General features: G+C 67.6%; 23 protein-coding genes and 1 pseudogene. 12 read left to right on the forward strand and 12 right to left on the reverse strand.

Annotation, left to right across the window (positions count from 1 at the left end):
• The first annotated feature begins 151 nt into the window (after window positions 1–151).
• From HWX00_RS10615 to HWX00_RS10645, 7 genes are all read left to right on the forward strand, one after another.
• Entirely contained in the window at window positions 152–1,033 is an 882-nt protein-coding gene (locus tag HWX00_RS10615) for a branched-chain amino acid ABC transporter permease (protein WP_034190398.1), read from the forward strand.
• Between the two features lie 10 nt (window positions 1,034–1,043).
• Window positions 1,044–2,084, forward strand: coding sequence for a branched-chain amino acid ABC transporter permease (locus tag HWX00_RS10620; protein WP_124609935.1), 1,041 nt, complete (start codon window positions 1,044–1,046; stop codon window positions 2,082–2,084).
• Between the two features lie 53 nt (window positions 2,085–2,137).
• Entirely contained in the window at window positions 2,138–3,502 is a 1,365-nt protein-coding gene (locus HWX00_RS10625) for an ABC transporter substrate-binding protein (RefSeq protein WP_080287912.1), read from the forward strand.
• Window positions 3,503–3,504: 2 nt separating this feature from the next.
• Window positions 3,505–4,302: an ABC transporter ATP-binding protein gene (locus HWX00_RS10630; RefSeq protein ID WP_034190401.1), complete on the forward strand. Its 798-nt coding sequence runs from the start codon at window positions 3,505–3,507 to the stop codon at window positions 4,300–4,302.
• 181 nt (window positions 4,303–4,483) lie between these two features.
• A complete protein-coding gene (ssuD, locus tag HWX00_RS10635; protein ID WP_175027792.1) occupies window positions 4,484–5,605 on the forward strand; it encodes an FMNH2-dependent alkanesulfonate monooxygenase in 1,122 nt (373 codons plus the stop codon).
• A 214-nt stretch (window positions 5,606–5,819) separates the two neighbouring features.
• Complete coding sequence (locus tag HWX00_RS10640) at window positions 5,820–7,187, forward strand: MmgE/PrpD family protein (protein ID WP_175027791.1); 1,368 nt, start codon at window positions 5,820–5,822, stop codon at window positions 7,185–7,187.
• Window positions 7,184–8,515 (forward strand): LLM class flavin-dependent oxidoreductase, encoded by a 1,332-nt coding sequence (locus tag HWX00_RS10645; protein WP_175027790.1) that lies wholly within the window; start codon window positions 7,184–7,186, stop codon window positions 8,513–8,515. Before HWX00_RS10640 ends, HWX00_RS10645 begins: the two co-directional genes overlap by 4 nt.
• Window position 8,516: 1 nt before the next feature.
• Here the strand turns inward: HWX00_RS10645 and HWX00_RS10650 are convergent, their stop codons facing one another.
• From HWX00_RS10650 to HWX00_RS10675, 6 genes and pseudogenes are all read right to left on the reverse strand, one after another.
• Window positions 8,517–9,356: an amino acid ABC transporter ATP-binding protein gene (locus tag HWX00_RS10650; RefSeq protein ID WP_175027789.1), complete on the reverse strand. Its 840-nt coding sequence runs from the start codon at window positions 9,354–9,356 to the stop codon at window positions 8,517–8,519.
• On the reverse strand, window positions 9,343–10,128 hold the full coding sequence (locus HWX00_RS10655; protein WP_175027788.1) for an amino acid ABC transporter permease: 786 nt from the start codon (window positions 10,126–10,128) through the stop codon (window positions 9,343–9,345). The genes HWX00_RS10650 and HWX00_RS10655 overlap by 14 nt, the downstream gene beginning before the upstream one ends.
• Window positions 10,118–10,852 carry an amino acid ABC transporter permease gene (locus HWX00_RS10660; RefSeq protein WP_049036067.1) on the reverse strand — a complete coding sequence of 245 codons (735 nt, stop codon included), beginning with the start codon at window positions 10,850–10,852 and terminating at the stop codon, window positions 10,118–10,120. The genes HWX00_RS10655 and HWX00_RS10660 overlap by 11 nt, the downstream gene beginning before the upstream one ends.
• The gene (locus HWX00_RS10665) at window positions 10,849–11,691 is read right to left on the reverse strand and encodes a transporter substrate-binding domain-containing protein (RefSeq protein ID WP_049036066.1); all 843 of its coding nucleotides are present in this window, start codon (window positions 11,689–11,691) and stop codon (window positions 10,849–10,851) included. Before HWX00_RS10665 ends, HWX00_RS10660 begins: the two co-directional genes overlap by 4 nt.
• A 370-nt stretch (window positions 11,692–12,061) precedes the next feature.
• Window positions 12,062–12,307: pseudogene (locus tag HWX00_RS10670) on the reverse strand (NADP oxidoreductase coenzyme); the annotation flags it as partial.
• Between the two features lie 54 nt (window positions 12,308–12,361).
• Complete coding sequence (locus HWX00_RS10675) at window positions 12,362–13,417, reverse strand: SDR family oxidoreductase (RefSeq protein WP_175027786.1); 1,056 nt, start codon at window positions 13,415–13,417, stop codon at window positions 12,362–12,364.
• A gap of 58 nt (window positions 13,418–13,475) precedes the next feature.
• Here HWX00_RS10675 and HWX00_RS10680 point away from each other — a divergent pair, with 58 nt between their 5' ends.
• Complete coding sequence (locus HWX00_RS10680) at window positions 13,476–14,477, forward strand: AraC family transcriptional regulator (RefSeq protein ID WP_175027785.1); 1,002 nt, start codon at window positions 13,476–13,478, stop codon at window positions 14,475–14,477.
• A gap of 60 nt (window positions 14,478–14,537) precedes the next feature.
• On the opposite strand, the gene HWX00_RS10685 is transcribed toward HWX00_RS10680, so the two are convergent.
• The 6 genes from HWX00_RS10685 to HWX00_RS10710 form a co-directional block, all read right to left on the reverse strand.
• Window positions 14,538–16,214: a dipeptide ABC transporter ATP-binding protein gene (locus HWX00_RS10685; protein ID WP_175027784.1), complete on the reverse strand. Its 1,677-nt coding sequence runs from the start codon at window positions 16,212–16,214 to the stop codon at window positions 14,538–14,540.
• A complete protein-coding gene (locus tag HWX00_RS10690; protein WP_175027783.1) occupies window positions 16,211–17,080 on the reverse strand; it encodes an ABC transporter permease in 870 nt (289 codons plus the stop codon). The genes HWX00_RS10685 and HWX00_RS10690 overlap by 4 nt, the downstream gene beginning before the upstream one ends.
• Window positions 17,081–17,093: 13 nt before the next feature.
• Window positions 17,094–18,104, reverse strand: coding sequence for an ABC transporter permease (locus HWX00_RS10695; protein ID WP_049030001.1), 1,011 nt, complete (start codon window positions 18,102–18,104; stop codon window positions 17,094–17,096).
• A gap of 59 nt (window positions 18,105–18,163) precedes the next feature.
• Entirely contained in the window at window positions 18,164–19,804 is a 1,641-nt protein-coding gene (locus HWX00_RS10700) for an ABC transporter substrate-binding protein (RefSeq protein ID WP_175027782.1), read from the reverse strand.
• Between the two features lie 65 nt (window positions 19,805–19,869).
• Window positions 19,870–20,445 (reverse strand): GNAT family N-acetyltransferase, encoded by a 576-nt coding sequence (locus tag HWX00_RS10705; protein ID WP_049029999.1) that lies wholly within the window; start codon window positions 20,443–20,445, stop codon window positions 19,870–19,872.
• Window positions 20,442–21,542 (reverse strand): MsnO8 family LLM class oxidoreductase, encoded by a 1,101-nt coding sequence (locus tag HWX00_RS10710; RefSeq protein ID WP_175027781.1) that lies wholly within the window; start codon window positions 21,540–21,542, stop codon window positions 20,442–20,444. The genes HWX00_RS10705 and HWX00_RS10710 overlap by 4 nt, the downstream gene beginning before the upstream one ends.
• Window positions 21,543–21,881: 339 nt before the next feature.
• On the opposite strand from HWX00_RS10710, the gene HWX00_RS10715 reads away from it, so the two are divergent.
• The 4 genes from HWX00_RS10715 (at window position 21,882) to HWX00_RS10730 (ending at window position 25,671) form a co-directional block, all read left to right on the forward strand.
• Window positions 21,882–23,189 (forward strand): NtaA/DmoA family FMN-dependent monooxygenase, encoded by a 1,308-nt coding sequence (locus HWX00_RS10715; protein ID WP_034190417.1) that lies wholly within the window; start codon window positions 21,882–21,884, stop codon window positions 23,187–23,189.
• Window positions 23,190–23,364: 175 nt separating this feature from the next.
• Entirely contained in the window at window positions 23,365–24,168 is an 804-nt protein-coding gene (locus HWX00_RS10720) for a transporter substrate-binding domain-containing protein (RefSeq protein ID WP_049036649.1), read from the forward strand.
• A gap of 4 nt (window positions 24,169–24,172) precedes the next feature.
• A complete protein-coding gene (locus HWX00_RS10725) occupies window positions 24,173–24,907 on the forward strand; it encodes an ABC transporter permease (RefSeq protein ID WP_059562182.1) in 735 nt (244 codons plus the stop codon).
• Window positions 24,904–25,671: an ABC transporter permease subunit gene (locus HWX00_RS10730; RefSeq protein ID WP_124609947.1), complete on the forward strand. Its 768-nt coding sequence runs from the start codon at window positions 24,904–24,906 to the stop codon at window positions 25,669–25,671. Before HWX00_RS10725 ends, HWX00_RS10730 begins: the two co-directional genes overlap by 4 nt.
• Window positions 25,672–25,689: the final 18 nt, after the last annotated feature.

A 25,689-nucleotide genomic window follows, 5' to 3' on the forward strand; every position in this document is an offset into this window, starting at 1 on the left:
CCCGGCCAAACCCCTATCAGCGATCACCAGCCACCCACCAGGCCCGGTGACAACACCCCCCGGATCATGACTGCGACTGGGGGCGAGAATCATGCCGGGCCTGGCTGGCCAAAGCCCCGACAATCGGGGCGTGAAGATAGTAACGGGGGTAATGGAGTTCTTCATCGAGGTGCTGACCGGCGGGTTGCTTGCGGGCGTGATGTACTCGCTTGTCGCGATCGGTTTCGTGCTGATTTACAAGGCGTCCGGCATTTTCAACTTTGCGCAGGGCGCGCTCGTGCTGTTCGGCGCGCTGACCTACGTGAGCCTTGTCGAGCGCGGCTGGAGCGGATGGCTCGCGTTTGTCGCCACGCTCGGCGCGCTGGTCGTGATTGCGATCCTGACGGGGAGGTTGGTGTTGCGTCCGCTCGTGAACCGGCCGCCCATCGTGCTGTTCATGGCGACGCTTGGCCTGAGCCTAGTGCTCGAGGGCGGGGCGCAACTGCTCTGGGGCGCGCAGGTGCACGGTCTCGAACTCGGCATCGACGACAAGCCGCTGCATCTGGCCGGCGTCATGGTCAGCCAGTTCGATCTGTTCGCGGCTGCGACGGCGGGCGCGCTGGTGCTTGGACTGTCGCTGTTCGCGCGAGGAACCCGCCTTGGCCTGTCGCTGCGTGCGGTGGCCGACGATCCGCTTGCCGCACTGGCGGTTGGCGTGCGTCTGCCGCGCGTATGGGCGGTCGTCTGGGCGCTGGCGGGGTTCACGAGTCTCGTCGCCGGGCTATTGTGGGGCGCTCGGCTCGGCGTGCAGTTTTCGCTTTCGCTGGTCGTGCTCAAGGCGCTGCCGGTGCTGATCATCGGCGGCTTTTCGTCGATCGGCGGCGCGATCGCGGGAGGGCTGCTGGTCGGTGCCACCGAGAAGCTGGCCGAGGTTTACGCGGGTGGGCTGATCGGCGACGGCATCGAGAACTGGTTCCCCTATCTGATGGCGATGCTGTTCCTGCTGGCGCGGCCGTACGGCCTGTTCGGCGAGCCGCCCGTCGAGCGTGTCTGAGGGAAGTCACATGGAATTGACGAATACCGCTTCGGTCCCCGTATCGCGTCGCGTGAACCCGCGCCGGTGGATCGCGCCGGGTGTGCTTGCGCTCGTCGCGTTCGTTGGCGTGCCGCTGTGGGCGAACGATTACTGGCTCAATGCGATTCTGGTGCCGTTTCTGATCCTGTCGATCGCGGGACTCGGCCTCAACCTCTTGACCGGCTATGCGGGGCAGCTTTCGCTGGGTTCGGCGGCATTCATGTCGATCGGGGCCTACGCGAGCTACAACCTGCTCGTGCGCGTGCCGGCGCTGCCGTTGCCGGCGAGTCTGCTGCTTGGCGGGGGCGTGAGTGCCGCGGTCGGCGTGCTATTCGGGTTGCCCAGCCTGCGCATCAAGGGTTTCTATCTGATCGTCTCCACGTTGGCCGCGCAATTTTTCGTGGTCTGGCTGTTTACCCGCGTGAGCTGGTTTTCGAACAACGATACGTCGGGTGTGCTGAGCGCGCCGCTGCTTGAGATCGGTCGCTGGCACATCGACAAGCCGGCGTCGCGCTATCTGTTGGTGCTCGGCGTCGCGACGGTGCTATTCGCACTGGGAGCGAGCGTCGTGAAAAGCGAGCTGGGGCGGCGCTGGATGGCGGTGCGCGACATGGATACGGCGGCGCGCGTGATCGGCATTCCGATCGGCCGGACCAAACTGCTCGCGTTTGCGCTGAGTTCCTTCGTGCTGGGGATTGCCGGCGCACTCTGGGCCTTCGCTTACCTCGGCACGATTGAACCGGACGGCTTCAGCCTCAACCTGTCGTTCCAGATCCTGTTCATCATCATCATCGGCGGCATGGGCAGCATCGGCGGAAACTTCCTCGGCGCCGCCTTCATCGTGCTGCTCCCGATCCTGCTGTCGAACGCGGGCGGCGAGCTCGCGCGAGTCGGAATCGGCGGCGAACAGTTGCAGAACCTGCAGAAGATCGTATTCGGCAGCCTCGTCATCGTGTTCCTGATCAAGGAACCGGACGGGCTCGTACGATTGGTCCAGGTGGCGTGGGAGCGATTCCTGCACAGGAAATGAAGCCGTGTCGACGGGGAATTTTTTTAGTCATATCAACAAGGAATGCTAAGCATATGAGAAATATTCGAAAACGATTTTCAGGGTTGGCGTGGAGAAAATGGGTTGGCGCCTTTGCCGCCGTGCTTGCGCTCTCTCCGGCGGTCGTGCCGCAGGCGCGCGCGGCGGGCGCGGAATACTTCCCGCTGCAAAGTTACCGCGTCGGTCCGTACGCGGCGGGCGGCAGCGGCTTCTTCGGCGGCTTTATCGACTACCTGCAGCTGATCAATGCGCGCGACGGCGGCGTCAATGGTGTCAAGCTGGTGTGGAAGGAGTGCGAGACCGAATACGTCGTGGAAAAGGGTGTCGAGTGCTACGAACGCCTGAAGAACAGCGGCCCCGACGGCGCGCCGGCCGCGGCCACCAATCCGCTGTCGGTCGGTATCGCGTATGCGACGCTTGACCGTTCGACGGCCGACAGGATCCCGCTCATTACGATCAACCACGGACGTACCGACTCCACGGACGGATCCGTGTTCCCGTACGTGTTTCCGCTGCAGCTGAATCCGTACAGCGAGGTGTCGGCGATCGTCAACTACGTCGGGCAGCGCTCGGGCGGACTGGCGAGCCTGAAGGGGAAGAAGATCGTCGTGCTCTATCACGGCTCGCCGTATGGCCGCGAGACGATTCCCGTGGTCGATCTGCTGGCGAAGAAATACGGCTTCATCGTGACCCAGATCGAGGTTCCGCACCCGGGTAACGAGCAGGGTTCGCAGTGGCTGAAGATTCACCAGATCAATCCCGACTGGGTGATCCTGCGCGGCTGGGGCGTGATGAACCCGGTGGCGATCAAGACCGCACAGAAGGTCGGGTATCCGGTCGACCACATCATCGGCAACATCTGGAGCAATTCGGAGGAGGACGTGCGCCCGGCCGGCGATGCGGCCAAGGGCTTCATCTCGATCACCACGCACCCGTCGGGAACGGATTACCCGGTGCTGCAGGCGATCAACCAGTTCGTGATCAAACCGGGTAACGGCAACCTCAAGGATCCCGCGCGCTTCGGCACCGTGTACTACAACCTCGGCGTGGTGAACGGCATCCTGAATGTCGAGGCGGTGCGCGTCGCGCAGCGCAAGTACGGCAACAAGCCGCTGACGGGCGAGCAGGTGCGCTGGGGCTTCGAGCATCTGAATCTCGACGACGCCCGGCTCAAGCAGCTCGGCGCGCTCGGTCTCGTGCAGCCGCTCAAGCTGTCCTGCGCGGACCACGAAGGGGGTGGCGCGGTGCGTTTTCAGCAATGGGATGGTGCCAAGTGGCACGTGATCAGCGATTGGGTGCAGGCCGATCGCGCGCTGCTGCGCCCGATCATCGAGAAGTCGGCGCTCGCCTATGCGAAGGAAAAGGGCATCACGCCGCGCGATTGCAGCAAGGAGCCGTGAGCATGAGCGCCCCGATCCTGCAGGTCGACGAGATTGCCGTAACCTACAGCCAGATCATTCCCGCGTTGCGCGGGGTGTCGCTGACGGTCCCCGAGGGCGCGATCGTTGCGCTGCTCGGCGGCAACGGGGCGGGCAAGACCACGACGCTCAAGGCACTGTCGAGCCTGGTGCATGCCGAGCGCGGCGAATTGACGAGCGGCCGCGTCGTCTATCGCGGCGAGGACGTCACGCGTGTCGAGCCGTGGACGCTGGTCGAGCGTGGTCTGGTCCAGGTACTCGAAGGGCGTCGCTGTTTCGGACACCTGTCGGTCGAGGAGAACCTGCGGATCGGTTCTTTCGCGCGGCGCTCGAAGCGGATCGGGATCGACACGGATCTGGAGCGGATCTACACGATCTTTCCACGCCTGAAGTTGAAGCGGAAAGCCTTGGCCGGCTATACGTCGGGCGGTGAACAGCAGATGCTCGCGATTGGCCGGGCGCTGATGGCGCACCCGTCACTCGTGTTGCTGGACGAGCCGTCGATGGGACTTGCGCCGCTGGTTGTCGAGGAGATTTTCGAGGTCGTCGCGACGCTCAACCGTGACGAGGGCGTGAGTTTCCTGCTCGCCGAGCAGAACGCGTCGATTGCGTTGCGCTTTGCCGGTTATGGCTACGTGCTGGAAAGCGGTCGAGTCGTCGCGCATGGCACGTCGGCGGAACTCAGGGAGCTCGATGCTTTACGGGATGCCTATCTTGGCGGTACGCCGGTCGAATATGCGGCCAGACGGGCACAACGGACGTTGGTGACGACTTCGGCATGACGGGGCCGCCGGTCGGAAGTCGGACAGGATGCGCAATCGACAGCATCGGGCCGAGCGATGTCCCGAGCTCGCCGTCGTCGCTCCTGCTTGCCGCGTTTCGACAGCCGTGGCGCCGATCGTGCGAGAACCCGGCATTGCATCGACCCGCGCGCGCTGCGGATGATGATTTCACGAATACATGATGAGTCTCGATATTTTCTGGTTTCTGCCCACTTCGGGCGATACGCGCTATCTCGGCAGATCGGATTTCGGCCGTCAGGCAACGAACGCTTACCTGCGCAGGATTGCGGTCACGGCCGACGAACTCGGTTACGACGGTCTGCTGATTCCGACGGGCGCTTCCTGTCTCGATCCGTGGGTGACGGCGGCCAGCCTCATTCCGGTCACGCAGCGTATCAAGCTGCTGGTGGCGCTGCGGACATCACTTGGCAATCCGACGGCATCCGCACGCCAGGCGGCCTCGCTGGACCAGGCCCTCGGCGCGGGGCGGCTGTTGCTGAATGTCGTGCCGGGCGGCGACGCAACCGAGCTTGCTGCCGATGGCGTGTTTTACAGCCACGACGAGCGATACGAGGCCAGCGACGAATTTCTCACGATCTGGCGTCGTCTGTTGCTGGGCGAGAAAGTCGATTTCGACGGCAAGCACCTGAAGGTGCAGGGCGCGCAGAACTTCTTCCCACCGGCAAGCCAGCCTTATCCGCCGCTGTATTTCGGCGGCTCCTCGCCAGCGGCGCACGAGTTGGCCGCGAAGCATGTCGATGCCTATTTGACCTGGGGTGAACCGCCCGATGCCGTGGCGGAGAAGATCGCCGACGTGCGTCGGCGCGCCCGGCAGTATGGTCGCGAGATTCGTTTTGGCGTGCGGCTGCATGTCATCGTGCGCGAAACCAGCGAGGAGGCATGGGCGGACGCAGATCGACTGATCAGTCACCTGACCGACGAGGAAATCGCGGCGGCACAGCGCAACTATGCGAGCATGGATTCAGTCGGGCAGAAACGGATGGCGGCGTTGCACGGCGGCAGCCGTGAAACACTGGTGGTCGGTCCCAATTTGTGGGCGGGCGTCGGCCTCGTGCGCGGAGGGGCGGGCACGGCGCTGGTCGGAAGCGCGGAAGAGGTGGTCGCGCGACTCAACGAGTATGCGGACCTCGGTGTGGACAGTTTCGTGTTGTCCGGCTATCCGCATCTGGAAGAGGCGATTCGTTTCGCGGAATTGGTGTTTCCGCTGCTGCCCGGCAAAACACCGGTCACGTTGCGCGATCGGACGCTCACCGGTGGCGCGTTCGATATCCGGGCCAACTGACCCGCTTGGGGAAGCCCGGACGGATGCGATCGCGCGTTTTGCGACAGCCTGCCTCCGTCCAGGCAACGCTGATTACGCGATATAGAAAGCTCGAATACTTGGTTGGGCGCGCACGGATGCTTCGCTAGTATCCAACGCTCCCATTCGAGCGGGAACCGGACGGTTCCCGGTTGCGCCGCCCGTTGCGGCGATTCGCGACTTTCCAACTGCCGACATGTCTTCCCACTTGATTCCCGACGGCACGGCCGGCGACATCACGCGCCGGCTGGCCGAGGCGATCGCGTGCGCCGAACCCGCGCGTGATCCGTCCGCGATCGCTGCCGCGCGGCGCGGCCTGCTCGACTTTCTTGCCGCCGCGTTCGCCGGCGCTCGCGACAACGGTTACCGCAAGCTGCTGGCGGTGTGCGCTCGAGAATCGACCGGCGCGGCAGCGGTGATCGGCAGTGCGATTCCGGCATCGTCGCAACATGCCGCGCTGCTCAACGGTTATGCAGGCCACGCGCTCGACTACGACGACGTGCACAGCAGCGTGCGCGGCCATCCAGGCACCGTGCTGCTGCCGGCGCTGCTCGCGCTCGCGCAGGTGCGCGCCCGCAGCGCGCTCGAACTGCTCGATGCATACGTCGTCGGCGTCGAGACGATGGCGCGAATCGGTCTCGCGCTCGGCAGCCGCCACTACGAACTCGGCTTCCACAACACCGCGACGCTCGGCACGCTCGGCGCGGCGGCGGCCGCCGCACGTCTGCTCGGGCTCGATGCGGCGGCCACCGAAAACGCGCTCGGCATCGCCGCGACGCAATCGGCCGGGCTGCGGCTGCAGTTCGGTAGCGAGGTCAAGCCGTTGCACGCGGGCCTGGCGGCACGCGCGGGGCTGCTCGCCGCGGAACTCGCCGAGGCCGGCCTGGCCGGCGCACCGGGCGCACTCGACGGCCCGGAGGGATTCTTCGCCGTGTTCGGCGGCGGTGCGTCGCAACCGGCGCGCGTGCTGGCCGACTGGGGCGCGCCGTGGCAGATCGTGGCGCCGGGGCTGTACTTCAAGCCGTGGCCGTGCTGCACGGCAACTCATTACGCCGTGCAGGCCGCGCTCGATTTGCGCGCCCGCCATCGCATCGTGCCGGCGGACATCGACGGCATCGCGGTCACGTTCCCGCCCGGCGGCGATACGCCGCTGTCGAACCGACTACCGGCCACCGGCCTCGAAGCGCGCTTCAGCGTGGAATACGCGGTGGCCGCCGCACTGACGGACGGGCCGCCGGGTGTCGCGACGTTCGCCGACGTGCCCGTGCGCGGCGACCTGACCGCGCTCGCCGCACGCGTGACGCGGCGCCACGATGCCGCGGCGCCGCGCGCGTCGACCGATCCCGCGACGCGTTTCTCGGTCGTCGAGATTGCGCTGCGCAACGGCGACACGCTGCGGCAACGCACCGAACGCCTCGTCGGTGCCGACGACCTTGCCGCGAAGTTCGCGGACGCGACCGCTCACGATCCCGCACTCGCGTTCGTCCCGGCACTGATCGACACGATGCGAAGCACGGCCGATCTCGCCCGGCTTTTCCACACCTTTACGCCGCTTCAATCATGAGCACCGATCGCAGCACACTTTCCCGCCGCCAGATGCGTCTCGGGTTGTTCCTCCAGGGCGCTGGACACCACGTCGCCGGTTGGCGCCACCCCGATGCCGAATCCGGCAGCGAGAACTTCGATCTCATGCGCCGCGTCGTGCAGACCGCCGAGCGCGCGAAGTTCGACATGGTCTTCCTGGCCGACGGCCTGACGAGCGGCCCCGACGCGCATCCGTCGATGGCCATGCGCTTCGAGCCGCTGAGCCTGCTGTCGGCGCTCGCGATGCATACGCGGCGCATCGGCCTGGCGGCGACCGCGTCGACGACGTACAGCGAGCCTTACCATATCGCGCGCGTGTTCGCCTCGCTCGACCACCTGAGCGGCGGGCGCGCGGCATGGAACGTCGTGACGACTTCATACGACCGCACCGCCGCGAATTTCACGCGCGGCAATCATCCGGATCACGCGCAGCGCTACGAGATGGCCGGCGAATTCGTCGATGTCGTGAAGGGGCTGTGGGACAGCTGGGACGATGACGCGGTCGTCAGGGACAAGGTGCGCGGTGTGTATTTCGACCCGGCGAAGGTGCACACGCTCGATCACGCCGGACACTTCTTCAACGTGAAGGGGCCGCTCAACGCGTCGCGTCCGCCACAGGGCCATCCGGTCGTGATCCAGGCCGGCTCGTCGGGCCCCGGCCAGGAGCTAGCCGCGCGCACCGCGGAAGTCGTGTTCACCGCGCAGCAGACGCTCGAGGAAGCGCAGGCTTTCTATCGCGACCTGAAGGGGCGGCTCGCGGCATACGGCCGCGCCCGGGACGCAATTGCCGTGATGCCGGGCGTATTCCCGGTGATCGGCCGCACCGAGCAGGAAGCCAAGGACAAATATGCGCAGCTCCAGCAATGGACCGATACGTCGGGTGCGCTGACGCTGCTGTCGGACCGTCTCGGCCACGACGTGTCGAAGTATCCGCTCGACGGCCCGCTGCCCGACCTGCCCGAATCCGACCAGTTGAAGAGCCGCGCGAAGCTGCTGACCGATCTCGCCCGCCGCGAGAACCTCACGCTGCGCGAACTCTATTATCTCGTCGCCGGCGCACGCGGGCATCGGATCGTGTGGGGCACGCCGACGCAGGTCGCGGACGCGCTCGAGGAGTGGTTCGATGGCGGCGCCGCAGACGGCTTCAACATCATGCCGCCCTATTTCCCGGGCGGACTCGACGATTTCGTCGAGCAGGTCGTGCCGGAACTGCAACGGCGCGGCCTGTTCCGCACCGAATACGAGGGCACGACGCTGCGCGACCATCTCGGGCTCGCGCGCCCGCCGAGCCGCTACGCCGCGCGTTGAGTCAGACCGCGAAGCGCGTCAGGTCCAGGGCGATCGGCGCGTCGTCGCGGCTTGCGTGGGCGCGGCCGGCCGGGCCGAGCGCATGGGCGAGGAAGGCCCGCGTGCGCGGGCTTTGCGGCGCGCGGAACAGTTGCGCGGCCGGCCCGTGCTCGACGATCACGCCCGCCTCGGTGAAGTAGACGACGTCGCTGATTTCCTCGGCGAACCGCATCTCGTGCGTGACGAGCACGCAGGTCATGCCGTCGCGCACGAGATCGCGAATCACCGCCAGCACGTCGCCGACGGTTTCCGGATCGAGCGCGGACGTCACCTCGTCGAACAGGATCAGGTCGGGCTGCGTCGCGAGTGCGCGGGCGATCGCGACGCGCTGCTGCTGGCCGCCCGACAGCTCGCCGGGGTAGGCATGCGCCTTGTCCGCGAGACGCACGCGTTCGAGCAGTGCGTGTGCGGTGCGCACCGCGTCGGTGCGATCGCGGCCGAGAATCCGTACCGGCGCGACGACGAGATTGTCGATCACGCTCAGGTGCGGAAACAGGTTGTATTGCTGGAACACGAAACCGACCCGCTTGCGCAGCGCGATTTCGTCGCGCTCCGATGCGAGCCGGTCGACGCGCGTGCCGTCGACGTCGATCAGGCCGCGCTGCGGCCGCAACAGCCCGGTGATGCAGCGCAGGATCGTGGATTTGCCGGAGCCGGACGGACCGATGATGGACACGGCCTGACCGCGGTGCACGTCGAGATCGATGCCGCGCAGCACGGGCGTCGTACCGTAGGACAGATGCACGTCGCGCAGGCGGACGAGCGGCTCGTCCGCGCCGCGCGGAGTTTCAGTGGAATGCATGACGTCGTTCGAGAAGGCGGGTGAAACGGGCGATCGGGTAGCAGTACGCGAAAAACAGGCCGAGTACCGTGAAATAGACGACGACGGTGAAGTCGGCACGCGCGACGGTGTTGCTCGCGACCTGCGCGGTGTCGAGGAGGTCGTGCACGCCGACCAGCGACGCGAGCGCGGTCGCCATCGCAATGCTCGCATACAGGTTCATCCACGGCGGCAGCATGCGGCGTACGCATTGCGGCAGGATGATCCAGCGGAACACCTGCACGCGGCTGAACGCGAGCGAGCGGGCGGCGTCCCACTGCGCATGCGGAATCGACTGGATCGCGCCGCGGAAGATTTCCGCGAAGTTCGCGCTCGCGGGCAGCGCGAGGCCGAGCGTCACCTTGAACCAGTCCGGAAACGGCAGCGCCGCATGGCCGAACCTGATCTCGAACGGGAATACGTAGGTCGAAAAATAGATCAGCACGAGAAGCGGCGCGTTGCGGAACACCTGCACGTACGCGCGCGCCATGACGCGTGCGATGCCGAGCCGCGACAGCGTCAGCGGGCCGAGCACGAGGCCGGCGAGCGTGCCGATCGCGATCGCGATCGCGCTGATGCCGATGTTGACCAGCATCGCCTTGCCGAGCGCCGGCAGCCACGTGGCGAGCGCGACGAGGGTCGGGTGATGGCGGGCCGCGACGGCCAGCGCGACGACGGCCAGTGCGGCCAGTGTCGCCGCGACGGCGGGCCATCGCACGACGCGCACGGGCTGTGCGCGCAAGTCAATGGCCATAGCCGGGTATCCTCAGGCGGTGTTCCAGCCAGCGTCCCGCGAGGTTGACCGCGAACGTGAGCGCGCCGAAGAAGAGCAGGATCAGAATCATCAGCTCGAGCACGTTGTCGCGCTGCGTCCAGATCATGATCGACGCATAGGTGACGTCGCCGACGGCGATCGCCGAGGCGACCGTCGTCATCTTCACGAGGTCGACCAGGTTGTTGACGAGCGCGGGCAGCGCGAAGCGCACCGCGAGCGGCAGTTGCACGTGCCAGAGCCGCTGGCGGCGGCTGTAGCCGAGCGATTGCGCTGCCTCGAGCGTTGCGCGCGGGACCGCGTCGAGGCCGGCGCGCAGCGCTTCAGCATGGAACGCGCCCTTGTGCAGCGAGATCACGATGACGCTCCAGAGGAACGGCGTCAGCGGATTGCCGCCCAGATCGCGCAGTGCGGCGCTGATCAGCATGTTGACGACGAGGAATGCGCAGAACAATTGCACGAGCGTCGGTGTGTTGCGGGTGACCTCGACGAAGGCACGCGCAGGGCGCGCGAGCGCCGCGCTCGGCGACACCAGCAGCGCGGCGAGCACGATGCCGCAGGCGAGGCTGCCGAACGCGGTCGCGATCGACAGTTCGAGCGTCACGCCCATCCCGTGCACGAACGACGCGCGTTCGTCCGGGGCGAGCACGAAGCTGTAATCGAGGCCGAACGTGCGGAGTGCATCGACGGCGGCGGCCACCGTCATGTGCGCTGCGCCTTGAGCTTCGCGTGCAGGTCGAGCACGGCTTGCGACGGCGTCATTCCGTTCTTCCGCTCGACGTCGAGCAGCCAGCCGCTGCGGTGCCAGTCCTGGACGATCCGGTCGAGCGCGTTTTGGGTATCGGTCTCGCCCTTGCGGACCCAAATCACGGCCGGCGACGGAATCAGGTCGCTCGACAGCGGGGTCGTATAGTCCTTCCAGTCGGGGTTGCGCGCGACGAGCATGCGCAACGTCGGTGCGACGTGCACGGCGGCCACGCAGTTGTTGCCGCGCAGTGCGAGCAGCGATTCCGGCTGACCGCGGAAGGCCTTCACCTGCGCGCCGTATTCCGTCGCGAGCGGCTTCGTGTAGTTGCTGCCTTGCGACACGCAGACCGGCTTGCCGCGCAAGTCGGCCCAGGACTTGATACCGCTGTCCTTGCGCGCGATCAGCGCGCCGCCGATGGATTCGAACGGCGTCGGCGCATACGACAGTATCTCCGCGCGCTCCGTCGTCAGCTCCATGTTGGCGATCAGCGCGTCGACCTTGCCCTGCTGCAGGAACTGCACGCGGTTCGACGGCTGCACCGGTGTCAGTTCGGCGTCGACACCGAGCCGCTTCGCGACGTCGTTCGCCAGATCGACGTTGAAGCCGACCGGTTTTTGCGTCGCGGGATCGAGCGAGCCGAACGGCGGGCCCGACAGGATCACGCCGATCGAGATCTTGTGACGTTGATGGATGCGATCGAGCGTGCTGTCCGCGCGAGCGACACCGGAAAAAGCGGAAAGAAGGGCGGCGAGGAAAAGCGCGTGGCCCGACGTAGTGCGAAACGATCTGCTGAACATGGGAAAGAGGAGCGTTGTTGGAGCGACGCGGGGCGGAGCGTCGCGCGCCCGGTTGTCGGGAGCCTGTATTTTCGGGATGTGGAACGCATCCAAGAACCAACAAATTCTCATACCGTTATCTGATCCTCAGATTTACGCAGAGGAACACGACGTTTGCGCGGCCAAAATGGCGGTGTAGCGGAGGGCTCGCGCGAGCGATCACGCACGCGCATGCTGCCCTGAGGCTCGGGGGCGATGCCTGCCGGAAGACGACTTGCGGGCGTGGCGGACAACCGCTTGAGCTCACGGTGGTTTCAATTCACTCGGTCGACGACGACCGGCGAAGCGCCGTCTTCGACCCGGAATCGGTGGAACGGTTGATTGTTGACCGTCAGTCAAACGTGATCAAGTCCTTGAAGATCAGTTTTCCCCAGTTGTTTCCGCGCGCGTGAACCAGCAGTCCACCGTTCGAAAGCCCGCCCAGTTGTATCGGCGCGAAACCCAGTCTTTCCGCGAGCGCGCCGATCTCCGCCGCGGCGCCGTCATCGTCGCTCGCGAGGAACACGACTCTCCTGCCGCCCTGTATGGCCGGGTCCTGGGCGAGAATGGCCGCCGCCAGATGATTGAGGCCTTTCACCGTCGCACCGGGCGGCAAGAGGGAAGTCGACGTGACCTGCGGTCGCCGCTGTCGCTATCGGTGGCCGGCATCGCGCAGCAGTCCGAGGCGCACGAGGCTTTCGGCGGTAGCAACAAGGGCGTCCTCGCGCGGGCGGGGCGACCAGCCGAGCAAGCCGATGGCCTTCTGGCTGGTGGCGTTCAGGTTGCGGCCGAGCAGCGGCAGCGATCCTCGCAGCGCCGGATCCCTGAGCGCGCCGATGCGCACCAGCCAGTCGGGCAGCACCCGGGTGGACACATGGCGCGCGGCATCCCCCATGCGCGTCTTGAGCACCTGCGCGACTTCGGCGAGCCACATGCTTTCGCCGGCAATGGCAATGAAGCGCTCTCCGTTCGCGGCGTCGTGGGTCATCGCCCGCACATGCAGGTCGGCGACGTCGCGCGCGTCGACGAAACCGGAATTGATGCGCGGATTGCCGGGCTGGCCGTTCAGCATGCCCCTGATCAGGCGGATGGAGTGCGAATAGTCGTCGCCGAGCACGGGCCCGACAACCGTCACCGGGTTGATCGCGGACAGTTGCATGCCGTGCCCTTCTCGCGCGATGAAGTCCCATGCCGCGCGTTCCGACAACGTCTTCGACTTCTGATAAGGCCAGACATCGGCGGCCGTCAGGTTGCTCCAGTCGGTTTCGTCGAAGGGGCGGTTCATTGGCCCGTGTCCGGCGCAAATCGCACCGAAAGCGGAGGTCAGCACGACGCGCCGGACACCCGCGTCCCGCGCCGCACGCAGCACGCGCAGCGTGCCTGCCACGGCGGGCTTGACCCAATCGTCTTCACTCGTCTGCGTGCCGGTGGGCGTGGGCGACGCGCCATGCACGACGTAGGCGCAGCCGGCGGTTGCCCGTTGCCAGCCGTCGTCGGCGAGGAGATCCGCCTCGACGAATGACAGACGATCTCCGGGTTCCGCGCCGCCTCTTTCGAGCTGGGCGCGCACCTGCGTTTCGCGCGCGAGCGAGCGGACGGTGGTTCGTACCTGATAGCCGCGATGCAGCAGCGCCAGGATGCAGTGTTGTGCAATGAAGCCGGTGCCGCCCGTTACGAGAACCGATTCGAGGCTGGTATTGCTGTTCATGTCGTTGAATGTCAGGGACGAAGAACCGGAAGGTTAAGGGCCGGTCTGCCGCTTGTTAATGCTTTATAGTGCGATTTACTTGCGCGACAGTACGATGATGAGCGACGATCCCTTCTCCGACATCCTGAGACTCACTAACGCCGAATCGCTGGCAACGGGAGGTTTCTCGGCCGGCGGCGCCTGGGCCATTCGCTTTCCGGCACCCGACAAGATCAAATTCTTTGCGGTGGTGAAGGGCACGTGCTGGGTTTGCATCGACGAAGAGGAAACGCCGATCCGCTTTGGAAGCGGTGATGTCGGTCTGCTGACGGCAAAACGATCCTTTGTCCTCGCCAGTGATCCCGGCGTTCCACCCGTCGATGCGATGGCGTTGTTCTCGGGCGCCGGCAAGTCGTCGGCGAAACTGGGCAACGGCGATGATTTCGCCCACATCGGAGGACACGTCCTGCTCGATCCGGTAACCGGTAACTTGCTGTCGGACGTACTGCCGCCCTGGATTCACGTACCGGCCGCATCGCCGCAGGCAGTGAGGGTGCGCTGGCTTCTCGAGCAACTCGTGGAAGAGCGTGCGGCCGATCTGCCCGGCGCGCAGCTCGTATCGGCCCAGCTCTCGCAACTGCTTTTCATTCAGATACTGCGCGCCCATCTGAACGCGTCCGCGCCGTTGGCGGGATGGTTGCGTGCGTTGAGCAACCCACGCATCGCACCGGCACTGCGACTGATGCACGGTGATCCCGCACGCGCGTGGCATCTGGACGAGCTTGCCGCCGCGTGCGCGATGTCACGAACCACGTTCGCTGCGCACTTCAGGGCGAGCGCCGGCGTCGCGCCGCTGACCTATCTCGGCCAGTGGCGCATGCGGGTTGCGGAACGCCGTTTGCGCGACGAGAGCATTCCGGTCGCCCTGCTTGCGCAGTCGCTCGGCTATTCGTCCGAAAGCGCATTCAGTAACGCGTTCAAGCGCATGTCCGGACATGCGCCGACGGCCTATCGTCATATCGCGCGAACGGCTACCGAAAACATCGGCAGTGAACGCGGCGGCGTTCGCGGGGAAAGCTGACGCTGCCGGTTCGGCACTGCCGCCGTCTCATGGCGGCGGTTCGATGAGAACGGTCGAGGTTCATGCCGGCACGGCGGGCGGCGCCGCGGCATGCACGCCAGGCAGCGCCGGCAGCGCATCGAGCAGCGACGCGGTGTACGGGTGCGACGGCGCGCCGAACACGCGCTCGACCGGCCCGCTTTCGACCACGCGGCCACCGCGCATCACGAGGATCCGGTCGGCGACGTGATGCACGACGCCGAGATCGTGCGAGATGAACAGCATCGCGGTGCCGTGCTCGGCCTGCAGATCGGCAAGCAGGTCCAGCACCTGCGCCTGGATCGACACGTCGAGCGCGCTGACGGGCTCGTCCGCGACGAGCAGCGCAGGGTTCGACGCGAACGCGCGCGCGATCGCGACGCGCTGCCGCTGGCCGCCGGACAATTCACGCGGGTAGCGGTCGATGCAACCGGCGCCGAGTTGCACTTCGTCGAGCAGTTGCAGCACGCGGCGGCGGCGCGCATCGCCGCGGATCCCGGCAGCGTCGAGGCTTTCGCCGACGATCTGCCCGACTGAGTAGCGCGGGTCGAACGAGCTGTACGGGTCTTGCGCGATCAGTTGCAGCCGCACGCGCCGCGCGCGCCGTGCGGCTTCCGGCACACCGCTCCACGGCTGGCCGTCGAGCGCGACGGTGCCGCTGTCCGGCGCGACGAGCCCGAGCACGATCCGTGCGACTGTGGACTTGCCGGAGCCGGATTCGCCGACGATGCCGAGCGTCTCGCCGCGTGCGAGCGTGAACGACACGCCGTCGACCGCAGCCGGGGCGGCGCGGTCGCCGTAGCGCTTCGTCAGCGCGTCGACGGCCAGTACCGGCGCATGCGTATCGATGCGCTTCGGCGGCAGCGGAACGCGCGCGGCAGTCGCGAGGCGGAACCCGCGCGACGCGGCGGTGGGAATTGCCGCGAGCAACTCGCGCGTGTACGGGTGCGTCGGCGCGCTCAGCACGTCGCGCGCCGGCCCCTGTTCGACGACCTGGCCGGCGCGCATCACGAGCACGCGATCGGCGAGCTCGGCGACGACCGCGAGATCGTGGCTGATCAGCAGTACCGCGTCGCCGGCATCGCGGCGCGCGCGCAGCAGCGACAGGATCTGGCGCTGCACGGTCATGTCGAGCGCGGTGGTCGGCTCGTCGGCGATCAGCAGCGAGGCGCCGCCCGCGATCGCGGTGCCGATCAGCACGCGCTGCCGCAAGCCGCCGGACAACTGGTGCGGATACTGCGGCAACCGCCGCTCGGGGTCGTCGATGCCGACCGCTCGCAGCAGGTCGGCGCTGCGCGCCGCGACGTCGCGCCCGCGCGTGTCGCGCAGCGCCTCGGCCACGAGGTCGCGCACGCGCCACAGCGGATCGAGCGACACCAGCGCGTCTTGCAGCACGTAACCGATCCGGCGGCCGCGTATCGCGCGCCAGTCGCGTTCCCGATGGCCGCGCGCGTCGGCACCGGCGATCTCGAGGCGTTCGGCGTCGATCACCGCATGCGGTCCGTTCAGCCCGACGAGGCTGCGTGCGGTAACCGACTTGCCGGAACCCGATTCGCCGACGAGCGCGACGCATTCGCCGGCATGCACGGCAAGGTCGAGCGGCCCGACGACGGGTTGCGTACCGCACGCGCCGCGAAAGCCGATCGTCAGGCGCTCGATGCGGACGAGCGGTACGGCGCGGGCAGGTGTTGCCGGCGCCCCGGATGCGATCGTGCTCATGCTGCCTCCCTGCGCTCGAAGCGCGCCTGCCAGTAGCCGCCGAGCGCGTTCACGGCGATCACGGCCGCGGTGATCGCGACGCCGGGCCACACCGCGATCCACCACGCGTTGTACAGATAGTTGCGGCCCTCGGCGAGCATCAGCCCCCATTCGGCGGCAGGGGGCCGCGGCCCCATGCCGAGAAAACTCAGCCCCGATGTGCCGATGATCGCGGTGCCGAGCCCGATCGTCGCGAGCACCGGCACCTGCGCGATCGCGTGCGGCAGCACATGCCGCCAGACCAGCACCACGGGCGCGAGGCCGAGCGTGCGCGCGTGCTCGACGTAGCCGGACGTCGCGACGACGAAGGTCTGCGCCCGCACCACGCGCGCGAAGCGGGGCACCGACGCGACGCCGAGCGCGAACACCAGGTTCACCGCGCCGGGGCCGGTGAACGAGATCAGCATCAGCGCGAGCAGCAGGTCGGGGAACGCGGACACGACGTCGAGCACGCGCGTGATCAGCTCGTCGAGCCAGCCGCGCGCGAGGCCCGCGCACAGTCCGAGCGCGGTGCCGAACAGGGTCGCGACGCCGATGGCCGCCGCGCTGATCGACAACGAATAGCGGGCGCCGTACACGACGCGCGAGAAGATGTCGCGGCCGAGCTGGTCGGTGCCGAGCCAGTGCGCGGCGCTGCTGCCGAGCTGCGCGGCCAGCGGATCGGCGGCCAGCGGGTCGTCGTGCGCGAGCCAGCCCGGTGCGACGACCGCGATCACGTTCAGCAGCAGATAGACGGCGGCCAGCGCGAGGCCGGGATGGCGGCGCAACCAGCCGGCGGTGCCGGATGTCGTCGCTGCGCGCAACGTGAGATCGACGGGAGTGGACATCGAAGCCTCCGGTTCAACGCGGTGCGCGGCGATCGCGCAGCCGGGGATCGATCAGCAGGTACAGCAGGTCGACGGCGGTGCTGAGCGTGACATAGATCGCCGCGGACAGGATCGCGATCGCGAGGATCACCGGCATGTCCTTCGACAGCACCGCGTCGACCGTCACCTTGCCGAGGCCGGGCCGGCCGAATACCTGTTCGGTGATCACGGCGCCGCTGAGCAGGCCGCCCACCAGCCAGCCGGCAAGCGTGACGGCCGGCAGCGCCGCGTGGCGCAGCGCATGGCGCACGCGCAGCGCGAGCCCGCCGACGCCCCACGAGCGCACCGTCAGCGCATACGGCTCGTCGAGCGCGCGTTCGATACCTTGCCGCAGCACGCGGCTGATGACGGCGCCCTGTGCGAGCCCGAGCGACAGCGCGGGCAGCACGAGCGACGCGAAGCCGCGGTCGCCGGCCACCGGGAACAGCTTCAACGTGAAGCTGAACACGAACAGCAGCATGATGCCGAGCCAGAACGAAGGCGTCGACGCGAGCAGCAGCTCGACGCCGGACGCGGCGCGGCCGGCCCAGCGGCGGCCGGCGGTCAGCACCGCGAGGCCGACCGAGAACACGATCGTCACGACGAGCGCTGCGCCCGTCAGCTTCAGCGTCGGCCACAGCTGGCCGAGCACGAGGGGCGCGACGTCGGTATTCAGGATGTACGAGCGGCCGAACTCGCCGTGCAGCACGCGCCACAGATAGTGCACGTATTGCAGCGGGAGCGGCTCGTCGAGTCCCCATTCCTGGCGGATCGCGGCTTCGATCTCCGGTGTGCTCAGCTGCTCGCCGATCAGGATGCCGACGATGTCGCCCGGTGCGAGATGCACGGCCGCGAACGACAGCGTGACCGCGGCCCAGAGCACGAGCACGCCGGTCGCGAGCCGCGTCGCGATCGGCGATCGCGGCCAGCCGCGCCACGCGGCCCGCGATGGGGCGGCCGGCTGCGCATCCGGGACGTTGACGGGAGCGGAAGGCGAAGGGTTCATGTGCGAAATCTCCTGTCGGTTCGGTGCGGCGTGCGCGGCAACGCGCTCGACGTGCCGGCTTACTTCTTCACCCACACGTCGTACGGGTTCTCGGGCATCTGCGCGAACGAGCGGAAGCGCAGCCCCTGGACCGCCTTCGCGGCGGCGATCTGGTCCTCGGGCTCGTACAGCGGCACCGCGTACGCCTGCTCGTTGATCGCGAAGTGCTGCAGCTCGCCGTACAGCTTCTTGCGTTCCGCGACGTTCTGCGTGCGGGCGGCGGCCTGCAGCCAGCGCGTCAGCTCGGGCGCTGCCGCACGGCTGTAGTTCAACGCGCCGCCGCGATCAACGGGCAGGTAGTGGCCTTCGATGTCGATGCCGTCCGGCGGCGTGTTCGAGTTTGCGATCGAGCCGAACTTGCCGCTCTTGCGCGCTTCGACGTACGTGCCGTCGTCGACGTACTGGATCTTCAGGTCGACGCCGAGTCGCTGCCGCGCCTGCGCCTGCAGCGCCTGCAGCAGCACGTCGCGCTGGTCGCGCACCGTCGCCTGCGCCTGGATCACCGCGATCGTCAGTCGTTCGCCGTTCTTCGTGCGGTAACTGCCGCTGTCGCGGACGTTCCAGCCGGCTTCGTCCAGCAGCTGGTTCGCGAGCTTCGGATTGTTTCCGTAGGTTTTCTCGATCGACGCGTCGTAGAACGGATCGATCGGCGACGTGATGCCCCACGCGCGCGTGCGCTCGCCGCGATAGATCGACTGCACGATGCCGGTCGTGTCGAGCCCTTCCAGCAGCGCGCGGCGCACTTTCACGTCCTGGGTGGGACCGTACGCGACGTTCAGGAACAGCGAATAGGGCGTGCCGGTGTTCAGCGCGCGGCGGTAGGTGAAATCGGCGTTCTTGCGGATCAGCGCCGCGTCGTTGCCCGACACGCCTTCGATCACGTCGACCTGGCCCGACAGCAGGGCGCCGGTGCGTACCGACGATTCGGGCAGGAACCGGTAGACGACCCGGTCGAGATACGCGGGGCCCTGATGGCCTGCCGTCGGCGGTGCCCAGCGGTAGTCGGGGTTCTTCGCGAACTCGATTTCCTGCCCTTTCACGTAGCGGCGCAGGATGAACGGGCCGGTGCCCGCGATATCGGTGCCGCCCGACTTCAGGCTCGGCCGCTCGAACGCATTCGGCGACAGCAGCGGCAGCCGGCCGGCGAACGTCAGGAACGGCGCATAGGGCGCGTCGAGCGTGATCACGACCATGCGCTCGTCGGGCGTCTTCACGTCCGCGACGTGCGAGATCAGCCGGGCGAGCTGGCTGCCTGCCGAGTACGACAGTTCGCGCGCATTCAGGAAGTTGCGGGCAACCGCCTTCGCGTCGAATGGCGCGCCGTCGGTGAACTTCACGCCGTCGCGCAGCGTGAACGTGTACGTCTTGCCGTCGGCGGAAACCTTGTAGCCGGTCGCGAGCCAGGGCACGTAGCTGCCGTCCGGCTTCTGCGCGAGCAGGCTTTCGTACGCGTTGCGCAGCAGCAGCTCGACCTTGTCCTGGCCGTTCAGTTGCGGGTTCAACGTACGCGGCTCCGTTTCGACGCCCCAGGTCAGCGTGCCTCCGGAGACGGGCGTGCCCTGTGCGAAGGCCGCGTACGGCAACGCGAGCGCGAGCAGCAGTGCGGCCGGGACGGTACGGCGCGAGGCGCGGAGAGCGGAATCCGGAAATGCGAATGTCATGCGTGGAAGCCTTTCACGAGGGAGATGGCAGGGGAGGCGGCGCGCGAAACCCGGCGGACGGAGCGTCAAGCGGTTGCGTGGAGCGGCACGTCGTGCGTGGCGGTATCGTCCGTCGCCGGATCCGGACAGAGATCCGGAATCAGCACTTTTTGCAGCCAGACGAGCGGCGTGCCGAGCGGGTTCGTCGAGCGGTCGAACGGCACGTAGCCGTTGCGTTCGTAGTACGCCTGCAGCCACGGGTGGTTCGTCGCGGTCGCGAGGTAGGTGGCGGGCGCCTTGAGCTGCGCCGTCAGGAACTGCGTCTCGACGTGCGCGAGCAGCGCGTGTCCGAGCCCCTGCCGATTGAACGCGGGTGCGACCGCGAACCAGTGCAGAAAGGGGTACGGCATGCGATGGCGTTCGCCGGATACCCACGGAAATCGTACGGTCAACGTGGCCGCGAGGGCCGGATGGCCTTCCGGTGTCGCACGTTCGAGCAGGAACGTGGTTTCGCGCGCGACCGTCCGCGCGACGCGTTCGATCGGCGAGCGCGTGATCGTGAAATGTACGCCTTGCGGCACGAGCGGTGCGTACGCATCCTGCAGCAGCGCATAAAGGGCCGGCACGTCGTCGGCGCCGGCGAGGCGGATCGTATCGGTCATCGCGCGACGCCCTCGATGTCCGGTTGCCGCGACGACGCGGAGCCGTGCTCGTCGGCCGCTGCGCCGGCCAGCAGCCGCAGCGACGCGATGCGCGGTGCGGCATCGGCGAGCGGCGTATCGATGACGAATTCGTCAATCCCGTGGCGGCGATGCAATGTGTGCAGTTCGTGCAGTACGTCGTCGCGCGTGCCGTGCACGATCCGTGTTTCGCGTGGCGCGATCCGGTGCGGGCCGCCGCCGGCCTGGCGGATATAGGCATGCGCCTGCTCGAGGCTGCCGACGTTGACGGCGGGCGTGTCGCCCACCTGCACGCGAAAGCCCTGATGTCCGCTCGCGAGCTGCGTGGCCGCATCGCGGGTTGCCGCGACGATCGCGGAGACCGCGAGCAGCGGCGTGCGGCCGCCGGAGGCTTTGCGGTATGCGTCGAACGTGCGTTCCAGATCGGCGGGCGATGCGTTCAGATGCGATGCGTAGACGAACGCCCAGCCGAGCCGCGCCGCGAGCGCGGCGCTTTCCGCACTGGCGCCGAGCAGGAACGGTTGCGCAGGCTCGGGCGGGCGCGGCGTCGCATGCAGCGCGGCGTCATCCTGCCCGGTCGCATCGGCAGCCGCGGCTGCGTCCTGAAGATGACGATTCAGTTCGTCGGCCAGATCGGCGAACGACGCGCGCCGCGCGGGATCGTAGCCAGCCTGCAGCGCGCGCGTCGACAGCGGCAGGCCGCCCGGCGCCTTGCCGACACCGAGATCGACGCGGCCCGGCGCCAGCGAGGCGAGCAGGTTGAAGTTCTCCGCGATCTTGTACGGACTGTAGTGCTGCAGCATCACGCCACCCGAGCCGACGCGAATGCGCCGCGTATGCGCGAGCACGTGTGCGATCAGGATCTCCGGCGACGGGCACGCGAGCGCGGCGCTGTTGTGATGCTCGGCGAGCCAGTAGCGGCGATAGCCGGCGGCGTCGGCGAAGCGCGCGAGCGAAACGCTGCGCGCCAGCGCGTCGGCGGGCGTGTCCCCCGATGCTACCGGGCTCTTGTCGAGCACGCTCAAGCGGAACGGCAGCGCAGACAAATCGGAGTGGGAGCGGATGGCGTCGAACGTCATGATGAGGCGATCGGCGCGGGTCGAAGCGGCCTGATCAACGGGTTTGGCATGCCGAATTATTTTGCGGCGCCGTTCGCACGGTCAAACAATCAAGAAGAATATCGAAAGCCGAAAATATTCGTTCCTGCCGCCCCGGGCGCTTGCGTTATGGTCAGTGGCTGCGCCCCCCGCGGCGCGTTCCCGGCGCATGCAGGACGGCCCGGCGCGAGCGTGCTCGCCGTCGCGATGCCGGCATGCCGCCACCGATCGAACGGAATCACGAGGAATGCAGATGAACGATCCACGCGAACGATACGCGACGCGCAGCGCACGCCGTCGCGCGACGAACGGAGCCGCGTCATGAGCGGCGCGCGCAGACGACTGAAGACGCTCGTCGGTGCGGCGAGCGTGCTGTACGCGCCCGGCGACCCGGACGTCGTGCACGGTGTGCGCCGCGCGGCGTCGCTCGCACGCAAGGCGGAAGCTGAGAAGATCACCGGCCTCTTTACCGCCGACCTGCTGCAGGCCGACGCGGCTGGCCTGGCCGGCACGACGGGCAGCCAGGAGCCGATCGTCGCGCTGGCGGCATTGAGCCAGGCGACCTCGTCGATCGGGCTCGTCGCGACGGTGTCGACCACGTATCACCATCCGTACAACCTCGCGCGGTTGATCGGCACGCTCGATCACGTCAGCGGCGGGCGGGCCGCGTGGAATGCGGTCACGTCGTCGGTCGGCGAGGAGAATTTCGGCGACGCGGCGTTGCCTGACCCCGAACGGCGTTACGCCCGTGCGGCCGAATTCGTCGAAGTCGTCAACGCGCTGTTCGATGCGAACGATCCGCGTGCGACGCGGCGCGCGCAGGGCGGCGGCCTCTCGGTCGACCCGCGCAAGCTCGGTGCGATCGACTACCACGGCGAGCACTTCCAGGTGCGGGGGCCGCTGAACGTGCCGCCGTCGCCGCAGCGCCGGCCGGTGCTGTTTCAGGCCGGGCAGTCGGCCAGCGGCGTATCGCTCGGCGCGAGGTACGCGGAGGTCGTCTACACGTCTCAGCCGACGCACGACGATGCGCGCGCGTTCGTCGCCGAGCTGCGCCGGCAGGCCGCCGCCTTCGGTCGCGGCGACCGGCCGCCGCTCGTGATGAACTCGTTTCATTCGGTGATCGGCGAGTCCGATGCCGACGTCGCGCGACGATTGCGCGACAAGCATGAGCGCATCGATTACGAACAAGGCAGGCTGAAGCTCGCCGACATGCTCGGCGGCAGTGTCGACTTGCGCGACCTGCCGCTCGATCAGCCGCTGCCGGCGGCGTTGCTGCCTGCTATCGACAGCGTCCATCGCCGGCGAGGGCGTGTCGCCATCTTCGTCGCCTATGCGCGCCAGCGGCTGACGCTGCGCGAACTGATCATCCGCGCACAGGAGACCGGCCACTGGTTCGTCGCCGGTACGCCCGAGCAGCTCGCCGATGCGATCGAGGCGCGCTATCGCGAGGGGCTCGTCGACGTGCTGTCGCTGCACGGGCTCGGCCAGCCGGACCAGGAAGACCTGCTGCTCAACGGCCTGCTGCCCGAATTGCGGCGTCGCGGCCTGCTCGATACCGACTACGTGGGCGGCGATTTCCGCGCGAATCTGGAGCTGCCGGCGCTGCGGCGCGAAACAGCGGAGGCGTGAGCGGGCGAACGATGCACCGTGCGTCGCGTTCGACGGTGCGCCGTTCCGCCATATCGCGCGATCAGATATTCATCGAAAAAATAACCATTTGGTACACGCTTCGGCACGCATTACAGTCTCGCCTCCTGCCGGCTGCGACGCCGGTCGTTCCGACGTTATTTCAGAAATTCGCCACATGAATCGTTTGATGCGTTCCAGGGTCCGCCGTGCCGCGGCCGCGCTGTTCGTGCTCGGCCTCGTGCCGGCTTCCCATGCGGCCCAGCCGACGTTGCGCGTCGGCATCGACGCCGAGTCGTATCCGCCGTTCTTTTCGAAGGACGCGGGCGGCAAGTGGAAGGGCTGGGAAATCGACGTGCTCGATGCCGCGTGCGGCAAACTGAACGTGCGGTGCGAGCTCACCGACATTGCGTGGGACGGCCTGATTCCGGCACTGCAGAACCGCAAGATCGACGTGATCTGGTCGTCGATGACGATCACCGGCGAGCGGCAGAAAGCGATCGATTTCAGCCGTGCCTATTACGAATCGCCGACGGTGTTCGTCGGCGCGAAAAGCGACCGGCGCCGCGTCGACTGCGCGGTGCCCGCGAGCGTCAAGGGCAGCGTGATCGGTGTCGAGGCCGGCACGAACTTCTCGGCGTTCCTCGATGCCCGCTTCAAGCAGGACGCGCAGATCAAGGCATTCGACAAGTTCGACAACGCGCTCGCGGATCTGGTGTCCGGCCGTGTCGACTACGTGCAGGAAGGCAAGGGGCTGTTCACGGCCTTCCTCGCGTCGCGCGACGGCAAGGACTTCGAGGTCAAGGCGACCTGCGCGGACAATCCGCTGCTGGGCCTTGGGGTCGGCGCGGGCGTGCGCCGCGGCGATGCGCTGCGCGGCAAGCTGTCGACCGCGATCGCGCAGCTGCAGCAGGACGGTACGTGGGATGCGATCACCGCCCGCTATCCGAACCTGAAGGGCACGATCGAGAAGGGCCGCTGACCCGATGGCCGCGGACGACTCGCTGCTCGCGCTGCTTGCATTCGACGACGGTGGATATGGCCACGTGTTCGCGGGCGCGTTCGCGCTGACGTTCGGCGTCGCGGCGGCGTCGTTCTGCACCGGCGTGCTGCTCGGCATCGCCGGCGCGCTCGGCAAGCTGTCGCGCCACGCGCCGCTCGCATGGCTCGCGCGGCTCTACACGACGCTGGTGCGTGCGCTGCCCGAGCTGTTGTGCCTGCTGCTCGCGTTCTACGCGCTCGCGCCTGCCGTCGAGGTCGCGCTGCACCGCGGCGGCCTGGTGCCCGACGGCTTCGCGTTCCCGCCGTTCCTCGTTGCTGCGCTGTCGCTCGGTTTCATCCAGGGCGCGTATCTGACCGACATTTTCCGCGCGGCGCTCGTCAACGTGCCGATCGGGGAGATCGAAGCCGCGCATGCATACGGGATGACGCCATGGCAGACGTTCACGCGCATCCGGCTGCCGGCCGCCGCGCGGCTCGCATTGCCGGGCGTCGGCAACGTGTGGCTGAACGCGACCAAGGACGCGTCGTTCATCAGCGTGCTCGGCTCGTTCACGGACTTGCTGAAGGCGAGCCAGCTCGCGGCCGGCGCGACCCGTCACTACGTATTCTTCTATCTCGTCACGGCCGCGTTGTTCCTGCTGCTGAGCATCGCGTCGACGGGCATCTTCGCGGTGCTCGAGCGGCACGCGAACCGTGGCACGAGGCGCGCGACCGCATGATCTTTTCGCTGCCGTTCCTGTTCGATACGGTGATGCCGAAGCTGCTCGCCGCGGTGCCGACGACGCTCGCGCTGACGCTGCTGTCGGGCACGGCCAGCGTGCTGCTCGGCGTGCCGCTCGCGCTCGCCGCTGGTGCGCGCCATGCGCCGCTGCGCTGGTCCGCGCGCGGCTGGATCATGCTCGTTCGCGGCACGCCGCTGCTCGTTCAGCTGTATTTGCTGTACTACGGATTCGGGCAGATCGTCCCGCGCGAATGGATGCGCGACAGCTGGGCATCGCCGCTGCTGCGCAACGCGTTCTGGTACGCAATCGTCGCGTTGAGCGTGAACGAGAGCGCGTATGTCGCGACGATTCTGCGCGGCGCGATCGCCGGCGTGCCGGCCGGCGAGATCGAGGCCGGTTACGCATACGGCATGACGCGCGTGCAGGTGCTGCGCCGCATCGTCGGCCCGCGCGCGTGGCGGCTCGCGCTGCCCGCGCTCATCGGCGAGGCGATCCTGCTGCTGAAATCGACCGTCCTCGCGTCGACCGTGACGGTGTTCGACGTGATGGGAACGGCCAATACGCTGCGCTTCGAGACGTTGCGCGTCTACGAGCCGCTGGCCGGCGCGGCCGTCGTCTATGTCGTGCTGGTCGCGCTCCTCACCATTCCGGCCTCTCGTCTCGAGAGGCATGTCAATCGCCATCTGGCGCGCGCCCCCCACGCTCGCGTGCCTGCACGCCGTCGCCGCGCGTCGCCCAACGCGTGGGCGGCACCCAACTGATTCCTGCCCTGGTAACGA

This window comes from Burkholderia seminalis DSM 23518, from assembly GCF_902832885.1.
GTDB classification, from domain to species: Bacteria; Pseudomonadota; Gammaproteobacteria; order Burkholderiales; family Burkholderiaceae; genus Burkholderia; species Burkholderia seminalis.